Annotated in this window: 18 protein-coding genes; 6 read left to right on the top strand and 12 right to left on the bottom strand. The window is 57.9% G+C overall.

The genetic code is table 11. From position 1 onward, the window contains the following. The first annotated feature begins 339 nt into the window (after window positions 1–339). A complete protein-coding gene (gene panB, locus RQ479_RS14065) occupies window positions 340–1179 on the top strand; it encodes a 3-methyl-2-oxobutanoate hydroxymethyltransferase (RefSeq protein WP_376705535.1) in 840 nt (279 codons plus the stop codon). Continuing rightward, window positions 1176–2063 carry a pantoate--beta-alanine ligase gene (panC, locus tag RQ479_RS14060; RefSeq protein ID WP_292655079.1) on the top strand — a complete coding sequence of 296 codons (888 nt, stop codon included), beginning with the start codon at window positions 1176–1178 and terminating at the stop codon, window positions 2061–2063. The genes panB and panC overlap by 4 nt, the downstream gene beginning before the upstream one ends. A gap of 327 nt (window positions 2064–2390) precedes the next feature. On the opposite strand, the gene RQ479_RS14055 is transcribed toward panC, so the two are convergent. From RQ479_RS14055 to RQ479_RS14005, 11 genes are all read right to left on the bottom strand, one after another. After that, window positions 2391–4412: a PAS domain S-box protein gene (locus RQ479_RS14055; protein WP_376705534.1), complete on the bottom strand. Its 2022-nt coding sequence runs from the start codon at window positions 4410–4412 to the stop codon at window positions 2391–2393. Continuing rightward, window positions 4409–5173 carry a response regulator gene (locus RQ479_RS14050; protein ID WP_292655074.1) on the bottom strand — a complete coding sequence of 255 codons (765 nt, stop codon included), beginning with the start codon at window positions 5171–5173 and terminating at the stop codon, window positions 4409–4411. The genes RQ479_RS14055 and RQ479_RS14050 overlap by 4 nt, the downstream gene beginning before the upstream one ends. A gap of 575 nt (window positions 5174–5748) precedes the next feature. Next, complete coding sequence (locus RQ479_RS14045; protein WP_376705533.1) at window positions 5749–5880, bottom strand: hypothetical protein; 132 nt, start codon at window positions 5878–5880, stop codon at window positions 5749–5751. Between the two features lie 51 nt (window positions 5881–5931). Next, a complete protein-coding gene (locus RQ479_RS14040; protein ID WP_376705532.1) occupies window positions 5932–6594 on the bottom strand; it encodes a DNA ligase in 663 nt (220 codons plus the stop codon). A 174-nt stretch (window positions 6595–6768) separates the two neighbouring features. Further along, window positions 6769–7107 (bottom strand): hypothetical protein, encoded by a 339-nt coding sequence (locus RQ479_RS14035; protein ID WP_352465038.1) that lies wholly within the window; start codon window positions 7105–7107, stop codon window positions 6769–6771. 18 nt (window positions 7108–7125) lie between these two features. Beyond that, complete coding sequence (locus RQ479_RS14030; protein WP_352465037.1) at window positions 7126–7686, bottom strand: ATP-binding protein; 561 nt, start codon at window positions 7684–7686, stop codon at window positions 7126–7128. 2 nt (window positions 7687–7688) lie between these two features. After that, the gene (locus RQ479_RS14025) at window positions 7689–10055 is read right to left on the bottom strand and encodes a SpoIIE family protein phosphatase (RefSeq protein WP_376705531.1); all 2367 of its coding nucleotides are present in this window, start codon (window positions 10053–10055) and stop codon (window positions 7689–7691) included. Beyond that, window positions 10052–11230 carry a methyltransferase domain-containing protein gene (locus tag RQ479_RS14020; protein WP_376705530.1) on the bottom strand — a complete coding sequence of 393 codons (1179 nt, stop codon included), beginning with the start codon at window positions 11228–11230 and terminating at the stop codon, window positions 10052–10054. Before RQ479_RS14020 ends, RQ479_RS14025 begins: the two co-directional genes overlap by 4 nt. Then, the gene (locus RQ479_RS14015; RefSeq protein ID WP_352458039.1) at window positions 11227–11748 is read right to left on the bottom strand and encodes a ubiquinone biosynthesis methyltransferase UbiE; all 522 of its coding nucleotides are present in this window, start codon (window positions 11746–11748) and stop codon (window positions 11227–11229) included. Before RQ479_RS14015 ends, RQ479_RS14020 begins: the two co-directional genes overlap by 4 nt. 174 nt (window positions 11749–11922) lie before the next feature. Continuing rightward, window positions 11923–13665, bottom strand: coding sequence for a putative bifunctional diguanylate cyclase/phosphodiesterase (locus RQ479_RS14010; protein WP_376705529.1), 1743 nt, complete (start codon window positions 13663–13665; stop codon window positions 11923–11925). 328 nt (window positions 13666–13993) lie between these two features. Next, the gene (locus tag RQ479_RS14005) at window positions 13994–15136 is read right to left on the bottom strand and encodes a helix-turn-helix domain-containing protein (protein ID WP_376705528.1); all 1143 of its coding nucleotides are present in this window, start codon (window positions 15134–15136) and stop codon (window positions 13994–13996) included. Window positions 15137–15780: 644 nt separating this feature from the next. Here RQ479_RS14005 and RQ479_RS14000 point away from each other — a divergent pair. The 3 genes from RQ479_RS14000 (at window position 15781) to RQ479_RS13990 (ending at window position 18679) form a co-directional block, all read left to right on the top strand. After that, the gene (locus RQ479_RS14000; RefSeq protein WP_376705527.1) at window positions 15781–16014 is read left to right on the top strand and encodes a hypothetical protein; all 234 of its coding nucleotides are present in this window, start codon (window positions 15781–15783) and stop codon (window positions 16012–16014) included. A gap of 246 nt (window positions 16015–16260) precedes the next feature. Then, complete coding sequence (locus tag RQ479_RS13995; protein ID WP_376705526.1) at window positions 16261–16539, top strand: hypothetical protein; 279 nt, start codon at window positions 16261–16263, stop codon at window positions 16537–16539. Between the two features lie 1615 nt (window positions 16540–18154). Further along, window positions 18155–18679 carry a helix-turn-helix transcriptional regulator gene (locus tag RQ479_RS13990; RefSeq protein WP_292655046.1) on the top strand — a complete coding sequence of 175 codons (525 nt, stop codon included), beginning with the start codon at window positions 18155–18157 and terminating at the stop codon, window positions 18677–18679. A 170-nt stretch (window positions 18680–18849) separates the two neighbouring features. Here the strand turns inward: RQ479_RS13990 and RQ479_RS13985 are convergent, their stop codons facing one another. After that, a complete protein-coding gene (locus RQ479_RS13985; RefSeq protein WP_376705525.1) occupies window positions 18850–19398 on the bottom strand; it encodes a hypothetical protein in 549 nt (182 codons plus the stop codon). Window positions 19399–20459: 1061 nt separating this feature from the next. On the opposite strand from RQ479_RS13985, the gene RQ479_RS13980 reads away from it, so the two are divergent. Further along, window positions 20460–20720, top strand: coding sequence for a hypothetical protein (locus tag RQ479_RS13980; RefSeq protein ID WP_376705524.1), 261 nt, complete (start codon window positions 20460–20462; stop codon window positions 20718–20720). The last annotated feature ends 1734 nt before the right edge of the window (window positions 20721–22454 follow it).

Raw genomic sequence — 22454 nt, 5'->3', positions numbered from 1 at the left:
CTCAGCCAAACACTAATGAAAAACGATCCTATTTCATGAAAATTGATGCTGCAAGACGAATTTTCCGAAAACCGATTCTAAATGCGGCGTTGATGCGCCTGCGTGGCTCGGCCGAAGCACACCCCTGAGACCGCCACCACGCTGATTGCTCAAAACAATCACAATAAGGGTGCTGCGAAACTCGGCCGAAGCAGCAGAAAATGGCGGCCTTCAGCCCTTGGTTTGAAGCGCTTCGCAACGCACCAACTTTTCCGATGCGGTTTGATTTTGGCCTTCGCACCTGCACAAAACTATGCAAAACCGTTGACCGCTTAAACCTGACGCATGGGAAATGTGCCGATGAGTGTGGCGGTAGAAACGAAGGCGTTGACGCCGCCGGACATCGCGGCCAGCAAGGGCAAGGATCCGGTCGTCTGCTTGACCGCCTACACCACACCCGTTGCGCAGCTCGTCGACAAATATTGCGACGTCGTGCTGGTCGGCGACAGTGTCGGCATGGTGCTTCACGGTCTGCCCTCGACCCTCGGCGTCACACTCGACATGATGATCATGCATGGCAAGGCCGTGCGACGCGGTCTTGAGCGCGCGTTGATGGTCGTTGACATGCCGTTCGGCTCCTATGAAGAAGGCCCCGAACAGGCCTTTCGCAACGGCGCGCGGCTCATGGCGGAAACCGGATGCGCCGCCGTCAAGCTGGAGGGCGGCGAGAGCGTGGTTGAGACGATCCGCTTTCTCACTGCTCGCGGGATTCCCATCATGGCCCACGTCGGGCTGACGCCGCAATCGGTCAATGTGTTCGGGGGCTATAAAGTCCAGGGCAGGGGCGGAGATGGCGACAGGATTTTTCGCGACGCCATTGCTGTTGCCGAGGCCGGCGCGTTCAGCATAGTGCTGGAAAAGGTCACGGAGCCGCTCGCACGGAGAATAACCGAGAGAGCCACAATTCCCACGATCGGCATCGGTGCCTCGGACGCCTGCGATGGGCAGATTCTTGTGATCGACGACATCTTGGGCATGTTCACCGGTTTTCGGCCGAAATTCGTCAAGCGCTATGCTGAACTGGGCTCAGCGGCCGAAGCTGCCATTGCGGCCTACGCGGCTGATGTGCGGGAAGGGCGCTTTCCAGCCGCCGAACATCTCTTCGCCGATGCGCCGAAGGCCGGAGAAGATGTCCCATGAGCGTGCCGATTGTCCGCACCATTGTCGAACTTCGTGCCGTTGTGGCGGGATGGCGCCGTTCTGGTGCCAGTATCGCCGTGGTGCCCACTATGGGAGCCTTGCATGAAGGGCATTTGAGTCTCGTGCGTTGTGCGCTTCAAAAGGCCGATCGTGTGATCGTGACGCTGTTCGTCAATCCCAAGCAGTTCAACAATGCCGCGGATCTTGCCGCCTATCCCCGCACCGAAAACGAAGACGCTGCAAAACTCACTCCGTTGGGCGCACACCTGCTCTATGTTCCGAACGCGACTGAGATGTATCCTGACGGCTTCACCACGACCGTGTCCGTGTCCGGCGTCAGCGAAGGCCTGTGCGGTGCGTTCCGGCCTGGCCATTTCGATGGGGTGGCGACCGTCGTTGCCAAGCTCTTTCTGCAGACCGGCGCTGATTTTGCCTTTTTCGGAGAGAAGGACTTTCAGCAGCTTCTACTTATCAGGCGCATGGTCCGGGACCTGGACATTCCGATCACCATCGTCCCCTGTCCGACAGTCCGGGAAGCCGATGGTCTCGCCTTGTCATCGCGCAATCTCCGGCTCTCGCCGGCAGAGCGCGCCGTTGCCCCAAGGCTCGCATCGGTCCTGCGCGATACGGCGGAGGGGCTCTCGAACGGCTCTCCGGTCCTGCCAACGCTTGCCGAAGCGCGCGCAGCGATCCTGTCCGCAGGCTATCGCCAGGTCGAGTACCTGGAACTCCGTGGCGAGGCAGATCTGCAACCGATAGCAAGCATCGATCAGCCGGTCCGCCTGCTCGCAGCCGCCTGGCTCGGTCAAACACGGCTCATTGACAACATCAGAACACTGCCGGCTTGCCAACTCCCAAATGAGTCGCTGCGGATACCCCGCTAGAGTGAAATCCAGCTCCTGCCGCGAACGCGATTTTGCGCGGCTCATCTCCATGTCAGCCTGCTTGTCGGACACTCAGGATAGCGGAGCGTTCTCTTAGGGCGAATACGGCATGTGCCAAACAAAGCTAACACAGCAGCGGAGCCAAGGCGCGACGCCGAAATGATTGCGCGCGTGGTCATCTCACGCCTACAGCGACGGCGCCTTGGTCGCGAGGAATTGCTTGAAGCCGCCCGGCTTGCCGCCAGGCGTTGCGCTCTCGACCATTTTTACGATCGAGCAGTGGGCGTGTTCGCATAGGATTTCGCATCGACGCAATTCAGGGCGGAGTTACGTGTCATCTGCAAGAAGCCGGACCAGGCGGGACACGTCCTCCGGGCGGAACGGCTTCTCGATAACCGGGCACCCGGTCCGCTCGAGGAACCGGCCGGCGGCCGGGCCAAGTGTATCGCCGGTGACAAAGCCAATGCGGCGTGCAAGATGAGGCTTCGCCTCCTGAAGCCAGTAAAAAAATGACGGCCCATCACCATCGGCCATTCGGATGTCGCAAAGGATGACGTCATAGTCATTGGTGCGCACAAGCTCTTTCGCGTCCTCGCCACTCGGTGATAAGTCGCAGGTGAAACCCTCCCGGTCGAGGAGTTCAGCAAGAATACCTGCGATTTCGTCTTCGTCGTCAACGACAAGAGCCCGCCGGACATTGGGTTCGGGCGTCGTCTTGTCGATCGGTTCAGGAATTCTTTCGATTGCCAACATCGCGGCTGCACCGACCGGGATCTCGACGAGGAAAGAGGCGCCCCGGCCCAATTGTGATGCCTGCAGAACCAGGCTTCCCCCTTGGGCCTCGATCAGACCCCGGGAAACGGCCAAGCCGATACCCGTACCAACACCTTGCGGCTTCGTGGTGAAGAACGGATCGAAAATGCGATTGCGGATCTGCTCCGGAACGCCCGGGCCGTTGTCGCTGACGGTCAGGGCGACTGTGGATCTGGCAGGATCGTTCCGAACGGCCACGGTGATCCGGCGCGGGCCAGAGATTTCCTCGAGCGCCTGTTGGGCGTTGAGGACGAGATTAACCAGAACCTGATGGATCTGGTCGCCATCGGCCCAGACGCGCGGCAGGCCGGGCTGGACGTCTTTGCCAAGTTCGATGCCACCCGTTTTGAGGCCATAGGAAAGAAGGTCTATCGCCCCATCAACCAAAGTGGAAAGGTCAACCTCACGCCGCTCGCCTGCGCGCTGACGGGCCATGGCGAGAAAAGTGCGCACTATTCGGGCACAGCGCTCCGCCGCGGCTTCGATTTTTGCACCGCGCTCGGCGATCTTGTGGAGGTCGGCATCGCGTAGCGGCGAAGAGTTGGCAGCTTCACGCAGCATGAGCGCCTGACCGGTGACAATTGAAAGCGGGTTGTTGAGCTCATGCGCGACACCGGCGAGCAGCGAGCCTAGAGCCGCAAGCTTCTCGCTCTGATGCAGCGCGTCGCGCTGTCGCTCGATCTCCTCCTGGGCACGGCGGACCTCGGTCAAGTTACGAATATGAGCCGTGAACAACCTGCGGTCTGGGAGCCGCACGTCCGTTATCGCTAGTTCTACCGGAAGCAAGGAACCGTCGGAACGCATTGCTTCGATCTCAAACCGGCGGCCTAGGACCGCCGCTTCACCGGTGACCATGTAACGTTCCATGCCGGCATGGTGTCGAGCACGCAGGTGCTCAGGAACGATCAATTCAGCGATCGGCTTGCCGACAACCGCTTCGCGGCTATAGCCGAAGGCCGTCTCGGCGGCGGGATTGAATTCGACGACGCGGCCGTCTTCGTCGATAACGATAACGCAGTCGAGCGCGGATGCGATGATCGCGGAGGACATGGTTTCCACTGCGGTCTGCGCTTCGAGCCGCTCGGCGAGCTCGCGCTCGCGTAGCTTGTGTTCTGTGAGGTCGAGACCGATTGCTATGACGCCCTGGATTTGTCCGCTGGCGGACATGAAGGGAACGAAGTTCTCTTGAATATAGCGCCTGCCCAGCTCGCCATAGTGCGCCCAATCTTCCCAGCGAACTCTGTCTCCAGAATAGACCTTCGCCGCGATTCCCGAGTAGGACTCATACACCGGCTGTCCGAGCACATCGGCCATGTGCTGCCCGATGATCCGATCCATCGGTAGCTTCACGAACTCGAGAAATTTGCCGTTTGCATATCGATAGGTGTTATTGCGATCGACGAATACGGCCCAGGCCGGCATCGCGTCGAGGAGGGCGCGCAGAACGCGAATATCTGGCGCGTCGAAATTGCTCGTTTGGCCCGCTCCAGCGCCTGTGACCACCTGTTCAACCAGGTCCAGGGGTTCATCCATCATTCGGGCGTCTGGGGTGGGGCAAATAGGTAACCTACACCGCGGATGGTCCGAATGACTTCGGGCTTGGCCGGGTCGATCTCGATTTTGCGACGCAACCGCGTGATGCGGATATCGATGCTTCGGTTGAAAGGTTCGGTTGCGCGGACGTAAGCGCACTCGAAAAGGTGTTCGCGGCTGAGTACGCGATGCGGGTTTTCCACGAATACTCTCAAGAGGTCTGTTTCCATTGACGTCAGGCGCTGCCTCTGGCCATCGGAAGCCACCAGGCAATGCCCGGAAAGATCGAGCATCACCCTTCCGAATGGAATCAGCCTTTCTTTCTGCGACGCCATCCGATTGGCCCCGGCAACTGGTCCCGCATTGGGCAAGTCACCCGCGTTGCCTGTCTTGAGCCGCCGCAAAACCGCCCTAAGCCGCGAGTGCAGTTCCCGCAGGTCGAACGGCTTCGTAATGTAGTCATCGGCGCCGATCTCAAGCCCGACGACGCGGTCGATCACGTGACCGGCAGCCGTGACCATTATGATCGGCACCGAGCTGGTCCCGCGCAAGCGGCGCGCGATGGCAAAGCCATCTTCGCCAGGCATGTTGACGTCAAGCATGATGAGATCCGCAGGGGCGGCTGCCAGATGAGCGTCGAGTGCCCGACCACCCTCCGCGGTCCTTACGTCAAAGCCCTGCTGGCCGAGATACTCGGCGAGCGTTTCTCGCACGCCCTCCTCATCATCAACGACGATCAGTCGCGGCGGGTAAAGCGTCGTCATGGAGCGGCCGTACCTCGCTCTGCCCATACGCGTTGGGCGCTTCAAACCTGACCGGCTGCGCCCGCCCATGCATTCCACTCGTTCACGACCTCCTACCGCAAAGCAGACGCAGCGATCATGAGGTGGAGAGTAGCAAGTTCCCGCTGTCCTCGCCAGTGGCCGAACCAATGACGCCACACTTATGGGAACGAACGCTCCCAGCCTCTCAGCGTGCAAGCTCGTCTGGCTGTCACCGTCACCTCGCTCGATCTGATCCACTCTTTTAATTAGCAAATCTGCACATGACAGATCGCGGCATAGCGTGGCTCTACGTCGTCCTTCATCCAGATCAGTGCCTGCGTAATGGGATCGATCTATGTCGTCGTGCTCGCCGTGCGGCAACGCCAAGATTTCGAGCAGGAAGTCATCTTTCCAGTGGGCCTCCTTCGGCAGATGGACGTTGCCGTTTTCGATCATCGGCTACTGGTCCGCCGGCTGCTCAGGGTCTGAGATCATCTGCCCAACGAGTGTACGGGCGTGCTCCGACGAGGGTTCGGTGTCCGAAGTTGACGCCCAGGCGGGGCGGCGCCGAAGCGTCAAAGCGGCGTCGAGTCTGAGATCGCCAGCTCGTCGCTATCCATCTCCTGCTCGATCGCCTCGGCGAGCGGCGTCGGGAGGTAGCGCTCACCCGTGTCCTCGTGAATGTGGAAGCGAGCATCGATGAGCATCTACAACGCTTGGGCTCAGCTTGCGGTTGCGCCAGAGGCGGTCGTCGACGCTCAGAAATCGGCTTCTTCGAAATATTTGGCCTTCAGCCATGTGTTCGACGGTCCACTCCTGTAGCGGCTGTCGGCGTGCTTCGAGATGATGCTCTCGAGCCCCATCTTCTCGATCGCGCGGAAGATCGCTAGCGCACTGTCCTCGAAATGCTCGCTGTACTGGATCTTGCCGAGGCCGTGCTCAACCAGTTGCCACAGCGCCTGCTTGCGCTGCAGCAGGGGCAAGGAGGCTAGATTGCGACCGTCGAGATGGAGGATGTCGAACGCGACGAACACCAGCCGGCTGGGTTCGTTCCAGATCGTGGCTTCCAGCGCGGGGTAATCGGGAGCGCCCTGGTCGCCTGGCACAATGACCTCGCCGTCGATAATGGCAGCCCGGCATGGCAGCTCGACAGCCAGCGCGATGGGCCAGTATTTCGTGGTCCAGTCACGGCCGTTCTTGTTGTAAAGACGCACGCCGTCTTTGTCGATGATGAGCTGCGTTCGGTAGCCGTCAAGATTGATCTCGTGAACCCATCCCCCATCTTCGGGCGGCTGCTCGACCCAAGTCGGGATCTGTGGCGGAATGAACTCCAGCCGGCCACCGTTGACCTTGGCACGCTTACTCAATGACGCCACCTTTGACTGCGCAGCGACGGCTAATCGGCACAGGCGGCCCGACATCCCCCCAACCCGGACGCCTGCCGCCTGTGCCAGCCCCCGCCAAGCCATTGCGAGCATCTGCGCACGTGGCCGAATTGTCGTTAGCTTCGCATCCGAATACTTATCCGGGCGTACATATCTCGCTCTTGCAGCGCGCTTGCACGCCGTCCTTTGGCTAATTTCGGACGACCTTCGTCAGTCCATCAAAAGCACCACAGCGGGATGCAGCTTCTTCAGATTCGGCAATGATTTCGATTGCCAGGGTATGTCTGGCGTTCCACGCACGACGAGTCGAACATCGGGATGCTTGCGCACCTCGATGGTAAATTTCGCCAGCAGGTTGATGCCGGAAGAGTTTAGAAAGTGAAGGTCCTTCAGATTGAGCGTAATGGAAGCGGGATTAGAGGCAAGAACACTGGTCGCCAACGCCGTGATAGGCGCACCGGCCTCGGAACTGGCAAGCCGCATTGCACCGTCGAAGAAAATTTCGCTTCCTTCAGTCCACACACGGTAGTCGTCTGTCTTGATTTCCATAGCCTGGCTTCGTTTCTTCTAGTTGTGAATTTGCGAGATCGGAATAGAGGCATATGTCTCCACGCAAAGCCGATCGCTTTCGTCGGCGGCGCTGAATATCCAAGCCAGGCGTGCGCCGTAATCGCTCATCAAGGTCAGCAATCCAAGTCCGGAGCCTGACATGTCGGGGTTGGCGGCATTCTCTTCAATTCGCTGTATCAGCAGGTCCTTGGGGTCGCCAACCGTGAGATCCGCCAGGAGACTTTGGAACTTAGAGGCATCTTCACCATCGACGTCATTCGACACTTTGAGCTTGAAGCACTCCGAATCCATCGACGCCTCGATCAAGATCTCACCTGGTGCGCGAAACTTGACGGCATTTTCGATGAGTTCGTTGACCAGATATCCGATACTGTGCCGCACTTCTATGTAGTCATTGCGGGACGACCGGAAGCGCAACGCGAAAAGATCGGCGATGAAGTCCGCGGTCGTAGCACAATGACGCCAACTCAAGTCGAGAGGTCCGTCGTACAGCCGCACGCGACTGGCGCTCTCCTTCATCCCGATTGCAATGTCAGGAGTACCGAACAGCGTTGTCATGGCTATTTGTGCCTTATGATCACGAGGGTGATGTCGTCGTGGATCTTCTGGACCCCGATATGGGCCATCAGATCGTCGATGATCCCGGTTTTGATGTCCTCGGCGCTGCTGCCGTGACGTTTTTGTGCGCTCTGGCAGAGGCGCTCGAACCCGAACAATTCTCTGTCTTGGGCTTCGGCCTCGGTCACACCGTCTGTGTGCAGCACGATCACGTCGCCGCTCCCGAACAGGATGTCACGCGTGGCAATGAACTTCGAGATGTCATTCTCCAAGCCAACCGGCAGACCAAGATCAATTGTATCGATACGTTCAACTTCCCCATCCGCACGCAAGACGAGAACGTCCTCATGCTGGCCGGATAGCGTTACCCGCTCATCCTCGAAGTCAAGAAAGGCCAACGAGAGATGCTTGCCGGTGTTCGTCCGCTCGATGTTTTTGTAGATTGCCCTGTTCAATCGATCCAGAAACTGGTGCGGGTCCCCCTCGTTGGTCTCCTGCAGCGCACGTGCAACGGATTGGACCATCAGCATCAGCACGCCGCTCTCGAGACCATGACCGGTCACGTCGCCGATGCCGATCTTGACCCGTGGCCCGTTCTGCAGGACGTCGTAATAGTCGCCGCCGACCTCGTCGGCCGGCCGCATGTAGGCTGCGATCTCCAGCCCCGGAATCGCTTCTAGTTCGAATTGTTTCGGCAGGACCATCATCTGGATCTGTCTGGCGACCGCGAGTTCGGCACCAAGGCGAACGTTCTCGTCCTGCAGCTTTTCGTTGAGTGCGGAAATCTCGTGATTTGCGTCCCCAAGTTCCCTGGTTCGTTCGTCGACGAGTTGCTCGAGGTTTTCCGTGTGAAAGCTGATCTGCTCAGCCATGCGGTTGAAAGCGACCCCTGCCGCTCCAACTTCGTCGCGCGTTGGGATGCTCACGCGGACTGAATAGTCTTTGGACTGGAGCCGCTGGGCGGCGCTGGCAAGCGCTCTGAGGCCCGCGGTGATCCGCTTCGAAATTCCAAGCACGGCGGCAAAAACAATCAGAAGCGAAACGACGATCGCGGCGATCTGAAAGAGCAGGATACGGTTGGTTGCGCGGGAAATACTCTTCTGCGCGGCGAACAGGGACGCATAGATCTCTCGTTCGGGAACGACGATCCCGACCGACATCATTTCGGACTTGATCGGTCCCGAACTCCACAGATTGGTCGGCTTCAATCTTTTGAGGACAACAATGTAGGGTACGCGTTCGCCCTTGTCGCCGAGCATGACATGCTGAATGACACCATCATTGTTCTGGTCGAGAGGCAGCGACGCGATAGCCGGCTGCGTACTTCCCCGCAGGGACCTCTCCAGGCCGGTGACGCCCTGGGTGCCCGCATCGCTCGATGAAGTCAGGCCGATGATTGCCTGGCCTGACGGATTGATCGCCACCACGTTGCCAGTCGACATTGTGAGAAAGCCGAACCCGGTCTCAGCGATCTTCACACGTTCGACGACTTCCGCGAGTTGATCGAGAGTGATGTCTGCTCCCGCCGTACCAGCGATACCGGTGCGATCACGCGTCCACAGCGGGTGGAAAAAGCTGACGATTAGCTTTCCCGTGATCGCATCGGTGTAAGGCGCTGTCTGGGTGATATCGTCAGGGACCGGACGCGAGGCTGGATTCTTGGCCCATTGCTGCCATGACCCATAGATTCCCGGAAAGAAAAACTCCCAGAACTCCGCCTTGTTGTGGCCTGGATAGAGCCGGTCGAAGGTCTGTGCCTGGTCCGTATACGGTACGGTCCTGAAGATCGGCCGTTCCTTTGGACCAATATAGTACATTTGCAGTTTGGACGACCCGCTGGCCATGAGCGTCGGCGCAATGAGGTCCAACACGGTGCTGTCTTCTATTTCCCGCTGAACGCTTGGCATTGGACTGTGGTCGGCGCCCAGCAGGTAGCCCCAGACGCTGACCACGGAAGGCGCTCCCGGCAGGTTCTGTGCCCAATCGCCCTGTGCGTCGTAGACGACCCTCACGGAGCCGGGCACCTCCTTCGAAAGCGTGGCCCCGACCTGTTGTTGCCTGCTTGGATCGTCGATCTGGGCCTGCAGCACGCCCGCCAGCGCCTTGACGTCCCCATGGACTCGATCGAGCAGCAGGTCGACGCTTAACGCTGTCGATTCGGCATAGGAACGAATGTATTCTTGGTTTGCGGTCGTCAGGCCCTCACCGACTTCGGATGTGGCGTCGCGCGACAGTGTTTGAACATTCCAAAGCGCCAGGCCACCGCTCAGCAGGAGGTCGAACAGCACGGCGCCGCCAACGACCAATACGAATTTCGCTCGAAAGGAGCGCAGGCCGAATCGCGGTGTTTGCTCATCATCGGCTTTCATTGCGGCCGCCGCCCCGATGCCACCCAGATCGGCCAACCCGCATAACCCTTGGGGTGGAGCGCAACGAAAATGTGGTCCTGGAAGCCTTGCCGAAACCGTGCGACGAACTCCGGTCCATCGCCGCGTCTGGTCGCCATCTCGCCCGCATAGACATCCGCCCAGGCCGCAATGACATCGGCGAAGTCCTGCGGATCCCCGTCCAGGTTAGTGACCATGAAGGTCTCCACACGGATGTCTTCAAATCCGGCTTCGATCAGGTATCGCCGGCTCTTGGGTCCAAGCTCGACGTCCATCTCGAAATGCCCGAACAGCTTCGCCACCTCGTTGTAGGTCCAACGAATGCTTTCGGCGCGCGGCTCGCCGAGGCAATGCGAATTCTTCTCGTTGGTGATATAGACCCGCCCGCCTGGCTTGCAGATGCGGTAGAGCTCCTTGAGAATGAGTTCAGGTCGATTGAAGATTTGAAGGGAATGTCGGCAGGTGACCAGGTCGAACTGCGCTTCGTCGAGCAGCATCTCCGACGCATCGCCATAGGTATATTCGATGCCCCGGATGTCGAACTCCCGCATCACTCGTCGAGCATAGGTCAGGCTTGATATGGAGTGGTCGAGGGCGACGATCCGCGACGGCTGGAACTCCTTCTGCGCGAGCACGGCGAAATCACCGATCCCGCAACAGATGTCAGCCATGACGATCCCGGACCTCATGCCGTGTCGCGGCAAGATTGCGCGCTCGTGGCGCCAGGTCAACTTTGTCTGAGTGCGCAGGATGGGTACGAACCCGCCTTCCTCAAGGAAACCCTGCCCGGGATAGAATTCGGTGTCATACTCCTCGACCGTGATGTTCGGTTCGATTGCGCTCAGGCGACCGAATTTTCGCGAGGTCCATCCGACGACACTTGACGTGATGACCACGAATTTGAGATCGGGTCGAGCGCGACAAGCGTCGATGATGATCCTCGAAAAGCTGTGAAACGCAGCGTTGTTCATCTGCGTCAGGCGCCTGACATTGACGTAGAGAACGCCGCGCACATGGCCGATCGCATCGCGGAGCAATGCTATGCTCGGCCCAAGTTCATCGATCGCCTGAGGCCGGACCACTCCCGAAATGGAGAACTCCTGGTTATTGGCGTCGTATTGCGTCTTGAAGCGCGGGAGAAGGTCGTAAGGGCTCAATGTTGCAAGCCCTCAAGCGGAAGGTCCACGACAAGCTTGATTGCATCGCCGTCGGCGTCCTCGATCCAGAGTGTCGCGTTGTAGTCAACAGCCAGTTCCAGGAGTACGACCTCGCGGCTCGGCGCGAGATCCCCAGATACCGAATTGAGATACCGCTCTCTGGCCTCTATTCCTACGAACTGCGACACGGCTTCTTCGTAGAATTGGCGCTCCTCTGGCACGCAAGGAAATGTCAACTCGATCCTATCCGTCGCGCCATGGCGAGACACCCTGCATGCCAGTTCGCCGTCGGCATGGCGAGTACGAAAGGCGACTTCCAGCAATTCGTTGAAGGCAGAGGAAAAGAGATTTGAATGGTGGACCGAGTCTGACCTGTTTTGACTGATCATCCGGGCCACGTATGTCGAGACATAATCGCAATGTTTCCAAGCGGAGACAAACGCTTTGATTTCCATGTCGATCTGGATCATCGGCTCAAAAGTCGGCTCGCCAGCTAGGTCATGATGAACAGGTCCCATCGGCATCCTCATTTGTTCCATCAGTATTGAGCTCTCGCGGGGTGATGGCCTCCGCGATGAAAAATTTCCCGCGCCCGTAATGAGTCAGTCTCGCACCGACTCGAAGAATTGCGCGGTATCTGCCTCGATCGTTCTACAAATCTCCGCCTCACCGTTAACGAAGGGCGCAAGGCGCTAGAGCGCTTGTTTTGATTCCTCCATCGCGCGTACCACCCTCAGCGGGGACCGCCTGATGAAACCGCTGATCGCCTCGGCTCCAAGCGGCTTTCCCAGGAAGTTGCCTTGCAGGCAATCGCAATTCTCCTTGATCAGCCACCGTGCCTGTGCCGGGGTCTCGACCCCCTCGGCAGTGACATTTATCCCGAGGCCGTGCGCCAGATTCATGATCGATCGCACGATCGTTTGGCTTTTGAGATCGGTCTCCAAGTCCGCAATAAAGTACTGATCTATCTTCAACGTATCGAAGGGAAAATTTTTAAGGTAGCTCAACGAAGAATAGTATGTTCCAAAATCGTCTAGAGATATTCGTATTCCCAAGACATTCAGCGTATTCAATGTGTCTATATTGTCGATCGTCTTCTCAAGTAGAACCCTCTCGGTTATCTCAAGTTCAAGTCTGTCGGCTTCAATCCCAACTGCGTCGACGACCTGAGCGACGGTGTCCGTCAGCGAACCGCTGAGGAACTGAGCCGGCGACAGGTTCACTGCGACTGTCAGCGAGGAAGGCCACGTCAACGCCTGGCGACAGGCTTCCTCGAGCACCCATCGTCCAATCTCGTCCATCAGACCGTCGGCTTCGGCGATCGGTATGAACACGTTGGGTGGAATGATTCCGACCTCGGGGTGCCGCCACCGCAGCAGCGCTTCGAAACCGGTCACTGACGAGGGAGGCCGAATGAGCGGCTGATACTCCAGATAAAGCTCGCCGCGCTCCAGAGCGGTTCGAAGGCTGCGCCTGAGATTCTCGCGTTGCTCGAGCAAGAGCAGCATCGAACGGTTGAATGTTCGAGCGCAGCCGCGTCCATCTGTCTTGGCTGCGTAAAGAGCAATGTCAGCGGCTTTCATCAACTGTTCGCCATCGGTCCCGTGCTCCGGCCCGAAAGCAATTCCGATACTCGAGCCGACGAACACGGGAATGCCGTTGATGACGAACGGGTCTTTGAACGCGTCGACTAGCGATCCGGCGAGGCGCTCAGCCTCTGCTGGCTGCTCCTTTCCCAATTGGATGACAGCGAACTCATCGCCGGCATACCGGTATGCGGATTCGCCGTCCTGCAGTGCGTCGCGGATACGACCCGCCGCGAGTTGAAGAAGAGTGTCGCCTGCTCCATGGCCGAGCGTGTCGTTGACCGCTTTGAAATCGTCAAGGTCGATTTGCAGAAGGGCGGCTTTCGGCTTTGATCCGCCGAGGGCCGCCATTGCCTGCTGCAGCCGCTCGCCGAATCGCCGCCGATTCTGCAGTCCGGTTAGCACGTCGTGCGTCGCCTGATGGAGTAGAACTATATGCTCTTGTTCCTCCGCTGCGCTCCGCCCGCCGTCCTCCCTTAATTCGATGATTCCCGCACCATTTGCCGTGGTGAACACAAAAACGGACCGGTGCGCTCCGCCCGATGATCGCGGCAAGTCGATGCTTGCCGGAGAGCCACCCTGGAACACACGAAGAAATTCGTCGCGATAGCTCGTATCGAGAAAGCTCGGGTAGATCTCCCAGACGGCGGCGCCTGGCGCTACCGCGCCTCCGTACACGCCTTTGAGCCTGGCCGCGTAGTGCGTCAGGCGAAAGTCACGGTCATAGAACGACAAAAGTTCGGTCGTGTTCGCCAAAAGGTCTGCGAGAACGCCTTCGCCGACACTTGGAGCATCGCTCGATGAAGGCCCCTCACTCTCCGTGCCGACGCCTGAAGCCTCTGAGGGCAAGAACCACCTCCATAGGCGGTGCAGACTCGCGACCCCCAGTCTAAAAATAGCATAACTGTCGAGCTTGGCAAACTTTCAAATCGCAGTCTTAATAAGAGCCGCCCGCAGCCTAGTTCCATGTATTCTCCGCCGTGATTGGCGGCAAATTATCGATAACGATGAAACCGTCACAGTTCGTTAACAAACCGTGAATTGGCCAGAATCAGCTGTGTGATTGATGCGCAGTAGGCGCGACACGAAGATATTGTGATCCATGAGGTGGCGTGACCTTCGCCGCCCCGGGCAACCCCTCTTCTGAGTCAGCCCCATCAGCTTCGCGATCCTGTAATCAGTTTCCGAGCGCCTTGAGCCAACCTTCAAAGGAAGAGGCCTCCTTGTCTCCGGCATGCGAAACAGAGTGGGCGGGGCGCGGCAATACCACAGTACTGCGGCCTTCGCGGGGGCTGTAACCGAATTCCTTGCTGAATGCTCGGCTGAAATTAGCCGCTGAACTAAACCCAAAGGCCTCAGCAATTTCAACAATGCGCCGGCTGTCCGCTGGATCGCTAAGCGCAACATGGGCTGCCATAAGGCGGCGACTTTGTATGTAATGGAGAACGCCACCGCTCGGTTCGAACACCTGATAGAGACGAGAGCGCGATACGCCGAGCGCCCGGCACATTGAATCCGGTGTGAGATGAGCTGCATCCAAATTGTTTTGGACGTATCGACGCGCTCGCTCCATTAGGGCGACACTTCTCAATTGTTCGGCGGCCGCAGCCTGTTCGGCCGGAGGCCCGAGGCAGGCAATGATCATGCTGCGTGTTACGTGCACAATGCGGGGTAGATCGTCAGCGGTGAGACTGCGCAGCCTTGCTTCGATGCTGTTGACGTAGTCGACCAAAAGGTTGGCAAAGTTACCGGACAGAATTGAATTGTTCTTTGCATCGAGGGTTGACGCCGCATCAGAGAACAAATCACGCGGCAGATAGAGAACGAGACTTTCCGAGTCCGTTACCCTCCCGCGAAACGGATAGCCAAGTGATCTGATCTCCAACTTGCCCGGCTGGTTTTCCGCAACGCGGCGATCGATCTCCGTCCACGACCGGCCGGTACGAGGCAAGACGATATACCAGTGATCGATCGAACTGGATCGGAGCTTCGCGGCGGAACGCATGAAGCTATGTGCCGGCGCGCGCTGTTGAATCATCAGCATGCCACCGAGATTCCAAGCCGTGTGGTCGGCGGGAAAGCCATCGTTCAACGATTTGTCATCGGGCAACCTGACCTCGACAAGCGGCGCCATATGCGCTTGCCAAGCGGCGAACTGATCCTCTGGCGCCAGTTCCAGCGTCGAAAAGGGCAGAGGTTCGAACGCCGGCGCGGGCGATGGAGCGTCCTCATTGTGGGGTTGATCTTCGCGCGGCCAACGACGCCGATCACGGTCCCGCGGCTGCCCCGCACGGACCTCGTCTTGCCTCTTAGTGTCCATCGCGTGGTGCCATATCCGAATCGGGTATGCCCATGCCCGTCTCAATCATGTGGTGTACTTCGGGCATCTGGCAAGACTGGTGAACTCGAGTCGAGTGAAACGGCGATCACGCTGGATTACGGCAAGAAATGCATTGCGAGATAAGTTTCTGGATGCGACGCCAACGACACTCTTCAACCTGGTGCGTATAGAATCGGGCATCGTGGAATATCAGTTGAGGACCACCAAAATGGCCACTAGGCTCAACAGCGAAGCTCGTCGCAGGATAATTCTGGATGGATACGGTAACAACGAGCCGTTGAAAAACATTGCGGCAAAGGTCGGATGCTCACTGGCGAGTTTGAAAGTCACCGCCAGCAAACTCGGTTGCACTCGAACTCCGAAAGAGGCAGCCGAATTTCGGCGCGGATTTCACGTCCCGGAAAACAAGCGGCAGGATTACTATAGACTTATGATTACCGGACAATATAAAGCCCGTGAGTGTGCGCTTATGCTGGGCTTAATAACGGAGCAGTCAGGAACCAAGTAAATTGATTCCTATGCACTGCGGATGACATTGTCATTCAAACAGCCATCGCTTCAGCGGTTCATCAGCAAAAAGCCCGCCGCAAGCACGGTAGCGGGCCCTGAAAAGGTTCGCACAGATGCTGCGTCGGCATTTCAATCGCACCTGCCTCAGCCCTCATGATCTGGCTATTTGCGAACGCGTGTTCGATCAGGTCTGCGCGGATGAGCATCTCGACCCTTTGGACCAGGCGGCCGAAATCTTGACAGTAATGGTTGTGGCCATTTTTCGAAATGCTCACACCAGCGAGCGCGAACTGCTTGAGGCGGTCAAGTCTCATCGGAAAAAGGCTGCGGGAAGGCGCGTCGCATGAATCCGTTCAGTCGCGACGCGCTGTTGCCAAGGCACCGGACTTGAAATTCGCTACCAGCCATCCCTAGCCATCCCGCCGCGTACCCGCAAAGCCTTATCCCTGAAGCTTGCCTGTTTCAGATTTATGAAGCTCTTGACCACGATCTGAATATCCTCGCAGCAATCGGGATCCGCTCTGCCTTCGATGTGGCATCGGAAGTTCTTGGCGTCGATCCAGAGCAGGCATTTGAAGCCAAGATCAAAAACTATGGAGGACTCGGGCCTGATTACCCCGTCACAACGCGACGATTTCGAGGTGCTGATAAATGCCGGCAATGCTTCCGCCCATCGTGGCTGGAACCCTTCGTTCAAGGATCTCGATCCTCTCATTGGCAGCTTGGAACAGTTCATCACCGACAAATTTGTTACGCCTCAATTGCGGAAGAAGTCTGCTGACGGCGTAGCGGAGGTCCGATCTAAAGTGCCTCAGCGCTTGAAAAAGAAGAAGGACGCAGCGTTGTCGGCGCCCCAGGGCGGGCAAAAATGACCGGGCGAGCGCCTGGGAATTGTGCAAGGGTTTCACATGAGGCGAAACCGAGAAGACATACTGGACGATGACCCGATAACCTTGAAAGAGGCCGCAAGGAAGGTGCGTCAACACTCTACGCCACGATTGCTGGCTGCCCGTCGTCACGGCGCATATACGACGTTCCGTTAGCCGCCGATTACGTTCCTATCCACGACAATCGCGGGGTGATACATTCGTTTGATTTGGCGAATGTTTTTTGTCGTCAAGCTCACCGGGAAACCGGGGAGGTGGTCATGAGAATTATTACCACTCTCGCATGTGTCGCCTTACTTGTAGGCTGTGCAACGGCGGGGCCCCCTGGCCCCCAAGGGCCTGTCGGTCCACAAGGTCTGCCCGGCAAGCAGGGACCTAAAGGTGCAATGGGGGCTGCGGGTCCAGCGGGGAAGGACGGCGTCAGCGGCTGGGAAATCACCCACTATGCAAGTGCGAGTGATACAAGCGCAGACAAATCCGCACAGGCTTGGTGTCCCAAGCCAAAAGTCGTCATAGGTGGCGGTGCCAGCGCGTCAAATTCAAATGCTCTAATTTCTAGGAGCTTGCCGGTTACTTCCCCATCTCAAGGGTGGGTAGCACAAGCGCATGTAGCCACTACGCCCCCAACAGCTTGGACGCTGACAGCATATGCCATTTGCGCGCTTGTCAAATAGTCGGCGCTTGGCCGGGCCGGTGAACTTTGCGTTGTCGCGCCTCTGAAGGTGAAAACCTATCGCGAGTTGCGTAGCCGCGAGCGCGACAGGCGCGTCCCGGTGCTTAGGATGGGATCAATCTACCTGATCTGGTGGTCGAGCAAGCAACACCCCCACGACAATTAGCTGGCTTTCTAGCTAGCAGCGATGTCTACTCCCTGAGGGAGAAGCGCTTTCTAGGGAGGAAGCATGCGAGGCAGGCGTCGCACCGTTATGGTGGCGGGGGTTCTTGGGTCGTTCTTTGGGTTTTTTCTGTTGATGCTAGTCCTGCAGACCGTAGGCAGATTGCTTACTATGCTGCCCCCCTGAGGTTGAGCTTTTCGGGAAATTGACATCCGCCGTCCGCGATACGGCTTGGCTGACTCGGTGGTGCTCGTAACGCTCGTTGAGCGGGGCGTGGTGGCGGTGGTGGTCATGGGGATCTCCCATATTTATGGTCAGTTTTGAGATAAAAGAGCTGTACGAAGTTCTGATAATCTTGCCCTTTCGTGGGAGGGCCGTGTGGTGTCGGAAACAGGTGAGCAGGAATACTATCGGCAGCTTGCCGGCATGAAGAAATCTTAAGAAATGCATTCCGAGATAAGTTTCTGGATGCGAAGCTAACGACAATCTTCAATTTGGTTCGTATAGAACCGCGTATTGTGGAAGCGTGGTTGAGGAATCCATTTGCTTCGGGCTGGTGAAACTTTGGGCAGGGGTAGAAAATGACTCTGATCGATAGACACACTGAAGCTGCAGCTGGCAACCGATACATTGTGATGAGGACCAAGTATGACCGTGAGGCGCATACAAAGGGGCCCTCTTATGCCTATTCAGATCGTCAATCAGATCGACTGAGCGCAGGGGTCGGGGAGCCAAGAGCACGCAGCCTGGAATCCATAACCGGCATGCTTGATCGCATCGGCTGCGGCTATCTCGTGCTGAACCGCGAGAGGAAAGTGGTCGAATGGAACGCCGCCGCTCAAACCACGCTGGAGCGCCAGGGCGAAGTGGCCGATACGGCCAGCGGGCTTTCGCTGGCCTTGAGGCGGCTGATCGCGAATGTTCCGGCCCATTTCCTGCCGGGCTCACTATCGTGGGTAGTGATCCGCAGCAGCGGCGACAGGCCGGTGATATTGGACGAGAACGGGTTTATCGCTCCTGACGGAACGAGCATTGTGGCGTTGCTGGACCGCGAGAACAGGTCGGGGCCAAATCCTCAGACACTGCAAAAGATGTTTGGCTTGACGAGCGCGGAAACGCACCTCGCGTTGCGTTTGGCTCAGGGCGATGCGCCTTTGGAAATTGCCCGCAGTTGGCGCCTCAGCCGCACCACGATCCGCTCCCAGCTTGCCTCGCTGTTCGCCAAGACCGAAACGAAACGTCAGGCGGAACTGGTGGCTCTTCTTGGGCGCATTTCAGTCTTGCCATAAGGGCGTCGTTTGGATGCATCTCAGCAAACAGCCAATCCCGAGGCTCGAATTGATGAAAAGCAGGTCCGACATATTTGCGCGTGCCGATCTCGCTAGGGCGAAGGCTGGCTTGCCCGCCTCGCGGTCGACGCCGAGCAGTTCATATTCGTCAACGGTGTAGCACTTCACTTTCAGCCAGTTGATCGACCGCCCGCTGCGATACTTACTGCGACGGCGCTTGGAGACCATCCCCTCCAGACCGGCCTTATCAAGTAGATGAAAGCTAGCTTTGGCCTCCCCGGAAGAGCTTCACTGAATTGGATGCGACTTGCCGCAGGGATCAAGCCAACCAGCAGTTCGCGCCGATGTTCAAGGGGCACGTCGCGTAGGTCATGACCGTTGAGGTGCAGGAGATCGAAGGCGACGAAATAGAGGTCATGTTGGCGACGGGTAATCGCCTTCCGCAAAGCAGCGTAATCGGCGAGACCAGCTTCATTCGGAACGATGATTTCCCCATCTATGATGGCGCTGTCGACAACAAGTCCTTTGGCCGTCTCGACCAGGTCGGGATACTTCGCCGTCCAGTCCGTTCCGTTGCGCGTGAAGATTCGCGTGCCCACTTCGTCGATGATGACCTGCGAGCGGTAGCCGTCGAACTTGACCTCGTGGATCCAGTCGCCTCCTTCTGGAGGCTTATCCACCAAGGTCGGCATCAACGGCTCTACAAACTGCAAAGGCATGAACGGCACTCACGAGACCGCCATTCAATCCTTCTGGTTATATTAGGTTCCGGAAATATACGCTGTGGGCAACAATCCGCATCCACTGACGTTGCGGTGCCGTCGAGCTTGACCTCGTGAATCCAGTGTTCGCCCTCGGGCGGCTTTGAAACCAGCTTGGGCTGCATCGGCGGAATGAACTCGAGGCGGCCCTTGCACTCACTGGTTTACGCACGGAGTCGAGTCTAGGCCCGATCGCACTGGCGCCTAGGGGAACGTACCATGATCATTTTATTAAATTAGCAATGATGCATGAACGGGCGTATAATCCGGCCCAGCTGGGGCGAACGCTCTCAGCCGGTAGGTAGGCCCAGCGGCCAATCGTCCCCCAAATGCCGTCGGGCTATCCCAACAGGTTATGATGGGTGACGACGTGAGACGGGATAAGCACAATCCGCCAACTATGAAGGGCAAAATCCACGGGTCGCCGGACAACGACGAACCGGGGCATTTGGAATTCTGTCCAATGTGCGGGCAGACATTCGACAAGCGAAACCTTGTCGAAGTGCTGCATCATCACCTTCCCGAGCATGAGCCGTTCGCGATGGATAGGTGACGGACGTAGAAGCCGCCCCGGTTTTCCCGCCGCACGTGCCAGGACGGAATTCGAACTGAACCGCATAGCGCGCCGGGGGGGCACGCGAGCCACTCATCCCCCGCTCAGAAATTTCTACCGAACATTCCCGAGGAACAAGTCCGGCTCCTAGCTGGTTCGGTTGTATGTAGCATGCAGGCTCGCCCATGGTTGAGGTCGACAAAAGGAAGCAGAAGGTTATCGCTGACCTTGTACGACGGTGGATCAGGGCAGAAGCCATCCGCAACTACCTTCGCAAGGCGCTAAATCTTCCCGTAGAAGAGGGGTTGCCGGATGAGCATAAGTCTTTTCTTGATGAATCGATCAGGCCGACAAAGAGTGAGTACGTGTTGGCTGTGAACTGTCCACGATGTTTGGTTAAAAACGTACGCGGCCAGACTCATCGTCCCCATCGGCTTATAGTTACTTTTCCGAAGGGGAGGCTTCCATGCTACCATTACCCCACGCCGCCGATCCAAAGATAGTTGCCGAGATCAATAGTCTGCTAGACCATCACGCCGGGGCGGTACCGGTCCCCGTTCACAAACTCGCGGCGGTTGTCCGGCTGCGCCTTAAAAGCCATCTTTCCATCGCGACTATTGAGGAGCTGATCGTGGACGAAGCCGAGTGTCGCCATCTGCCCATGCTGTTCGAACTGCCGGGAACGGAAGCGGCTGTAGTTTCATCCGCTCTGGGTCGTGCGACTTGAAGCTTAGGCGATTTGGCATTGGGCTCGGCTAGAGGGAGCCCGCCGCGCGTCCGCCCCAATGGTGACAGCCTATGACCAGCAGCAGCTCAACCAGTGGTACTGCCTATCCTGGCGACCTGATTCTGTTGAAGCAGGTCTTTGATCGTGTATGCGCCGAGGAAAGCATTCCAGTAGGAAGCGAGCAGGCGGAGCGCCTGAGCGTGAGCGCAATGGAACTCTTCTCGAGGGCGAGTTCGAGGAGGCAGTTCTTTATGAACGCCTTCGACTTTATGCCCGATTGTAGCGCGGAAAGTCTCCCATCATCAGGAAATCCTGACGAGCGTTGTCGCTCGGTATGAAATCCTTCATACAGGACAGGATCGTTGAACGCGACCGGCGCTTCGGTGAACCTGCCGAAACGGACGAAGCCGTTTTGAAGTGGCTGTTGATCTCACTAGGGAAGGCCCGCATTGCCCTGGAGCGCGAGATCGGCCGACGTTCTGGTCCACTCCAACTATCATCGGAGGCCCGCCGCCCCGAAGGGATGGCGACGGACCCCGACAGTGGCTGCACCGAGACGGATCGACCGCTGCGCGTCCTTAACCGGGGAGGGCTTGCATTTGTGCCCTAAATGCGTGTGGCGCTGCGACTGTGTGGGCAGCCTGATCCTGCCGCCCTAAGTTCCCCTCATGGCAACCCATTGGTTCTCCCCTCCGGTGTACGTCAGGACTGAAGGTCCCAATGTGACGTGCCACGTCAACAACGCACTGGCAGGAGTTAAGGAACTCCTGAAGTGGACCAACCGTCGCCCTCAGTGAAACTTGGCGGTGCATGTTTGCCTCGCTGTGATTATTCCGGCACTACAAGAGCGGGGACAGCCTTCCGACCCCTTCCGTTCGCTTTCGTACATCGAATTGATCCTTAAGACCACGGTAGTATCATCGAACCCTTACAACCGGGGGGTTGGATGGGCGTTGCAAGGATCAATCCAGTTTTGGAGCAGGCAATTGATGCAGTCCTCAACAGGGCTGACTGGGAGGACACAATATCGATTTCTGTCGCGTTACGCCGGGTTCGGGAGGCGGCACCTCATTTGGTCGCGACAGACCAAGAGATAAGAGACGCCATAGTCGAAGTTGCCGATGCCCTTCGGCTGTCAATAGCGGACAATGACACGTAGAATCCACTGGCATTTCCCGACGGCTCAGAAATCCATCTGACCAAGAAGAGACCCAAGTATAAGAAGGCTGTGCAGCTCTGCACAGAGGCATTGGCGGGCACCAGAAGAGGCACGTATGGCCTTCGAGGCTGCGAAGGAGGAGGGGATGCTACGGCCCTCAGTTTAGGGCTCGGTGTGCCCGATGTTCGGTCCCGCCTCCACATCGTCTCGCGTGCCCCTCATGGGAACATCGCCAGGGACGGATGAGCATCGCGTGCCGCAGCCTTCCGACTGATCTTCGCGGCAATCGCCGTCACGACTAATGCAAGCGAAATGGCGAGGGCGACACCCATTGGGAGATGATGCATGCCTGCCCGCCTACCGAGCGCTTCGAAGACGGTCGATAAACGTTTGGAGACAGTCCCATCACGGCCTCAAACAGGCCTAACGAACCGTTATGCGGCGTCATCGATTGAAGCGATTGAGGGAAGATGAAACCCCTTTAGCCGCCCTATTGCAGAGCCGGGGGACTAGCTACCCACAGAAGCAGGGCAACGCCGGCCCCGTAGGGAACCAGAACGACCGCCAGCGCTACC

The organism is Mesorhizobium sp. ISC25 (assembly GCF_042295465.1).
Classification (GTDB): domain Bacteria; phylum Pseudomonadota; class Alphaproteobacteria; order Rhizobiales; family Rhizobiaceae; genus Mesorhizobium.
This window is presented reverse-complemented; position numbering and strand designations above follow the sequence as displayed.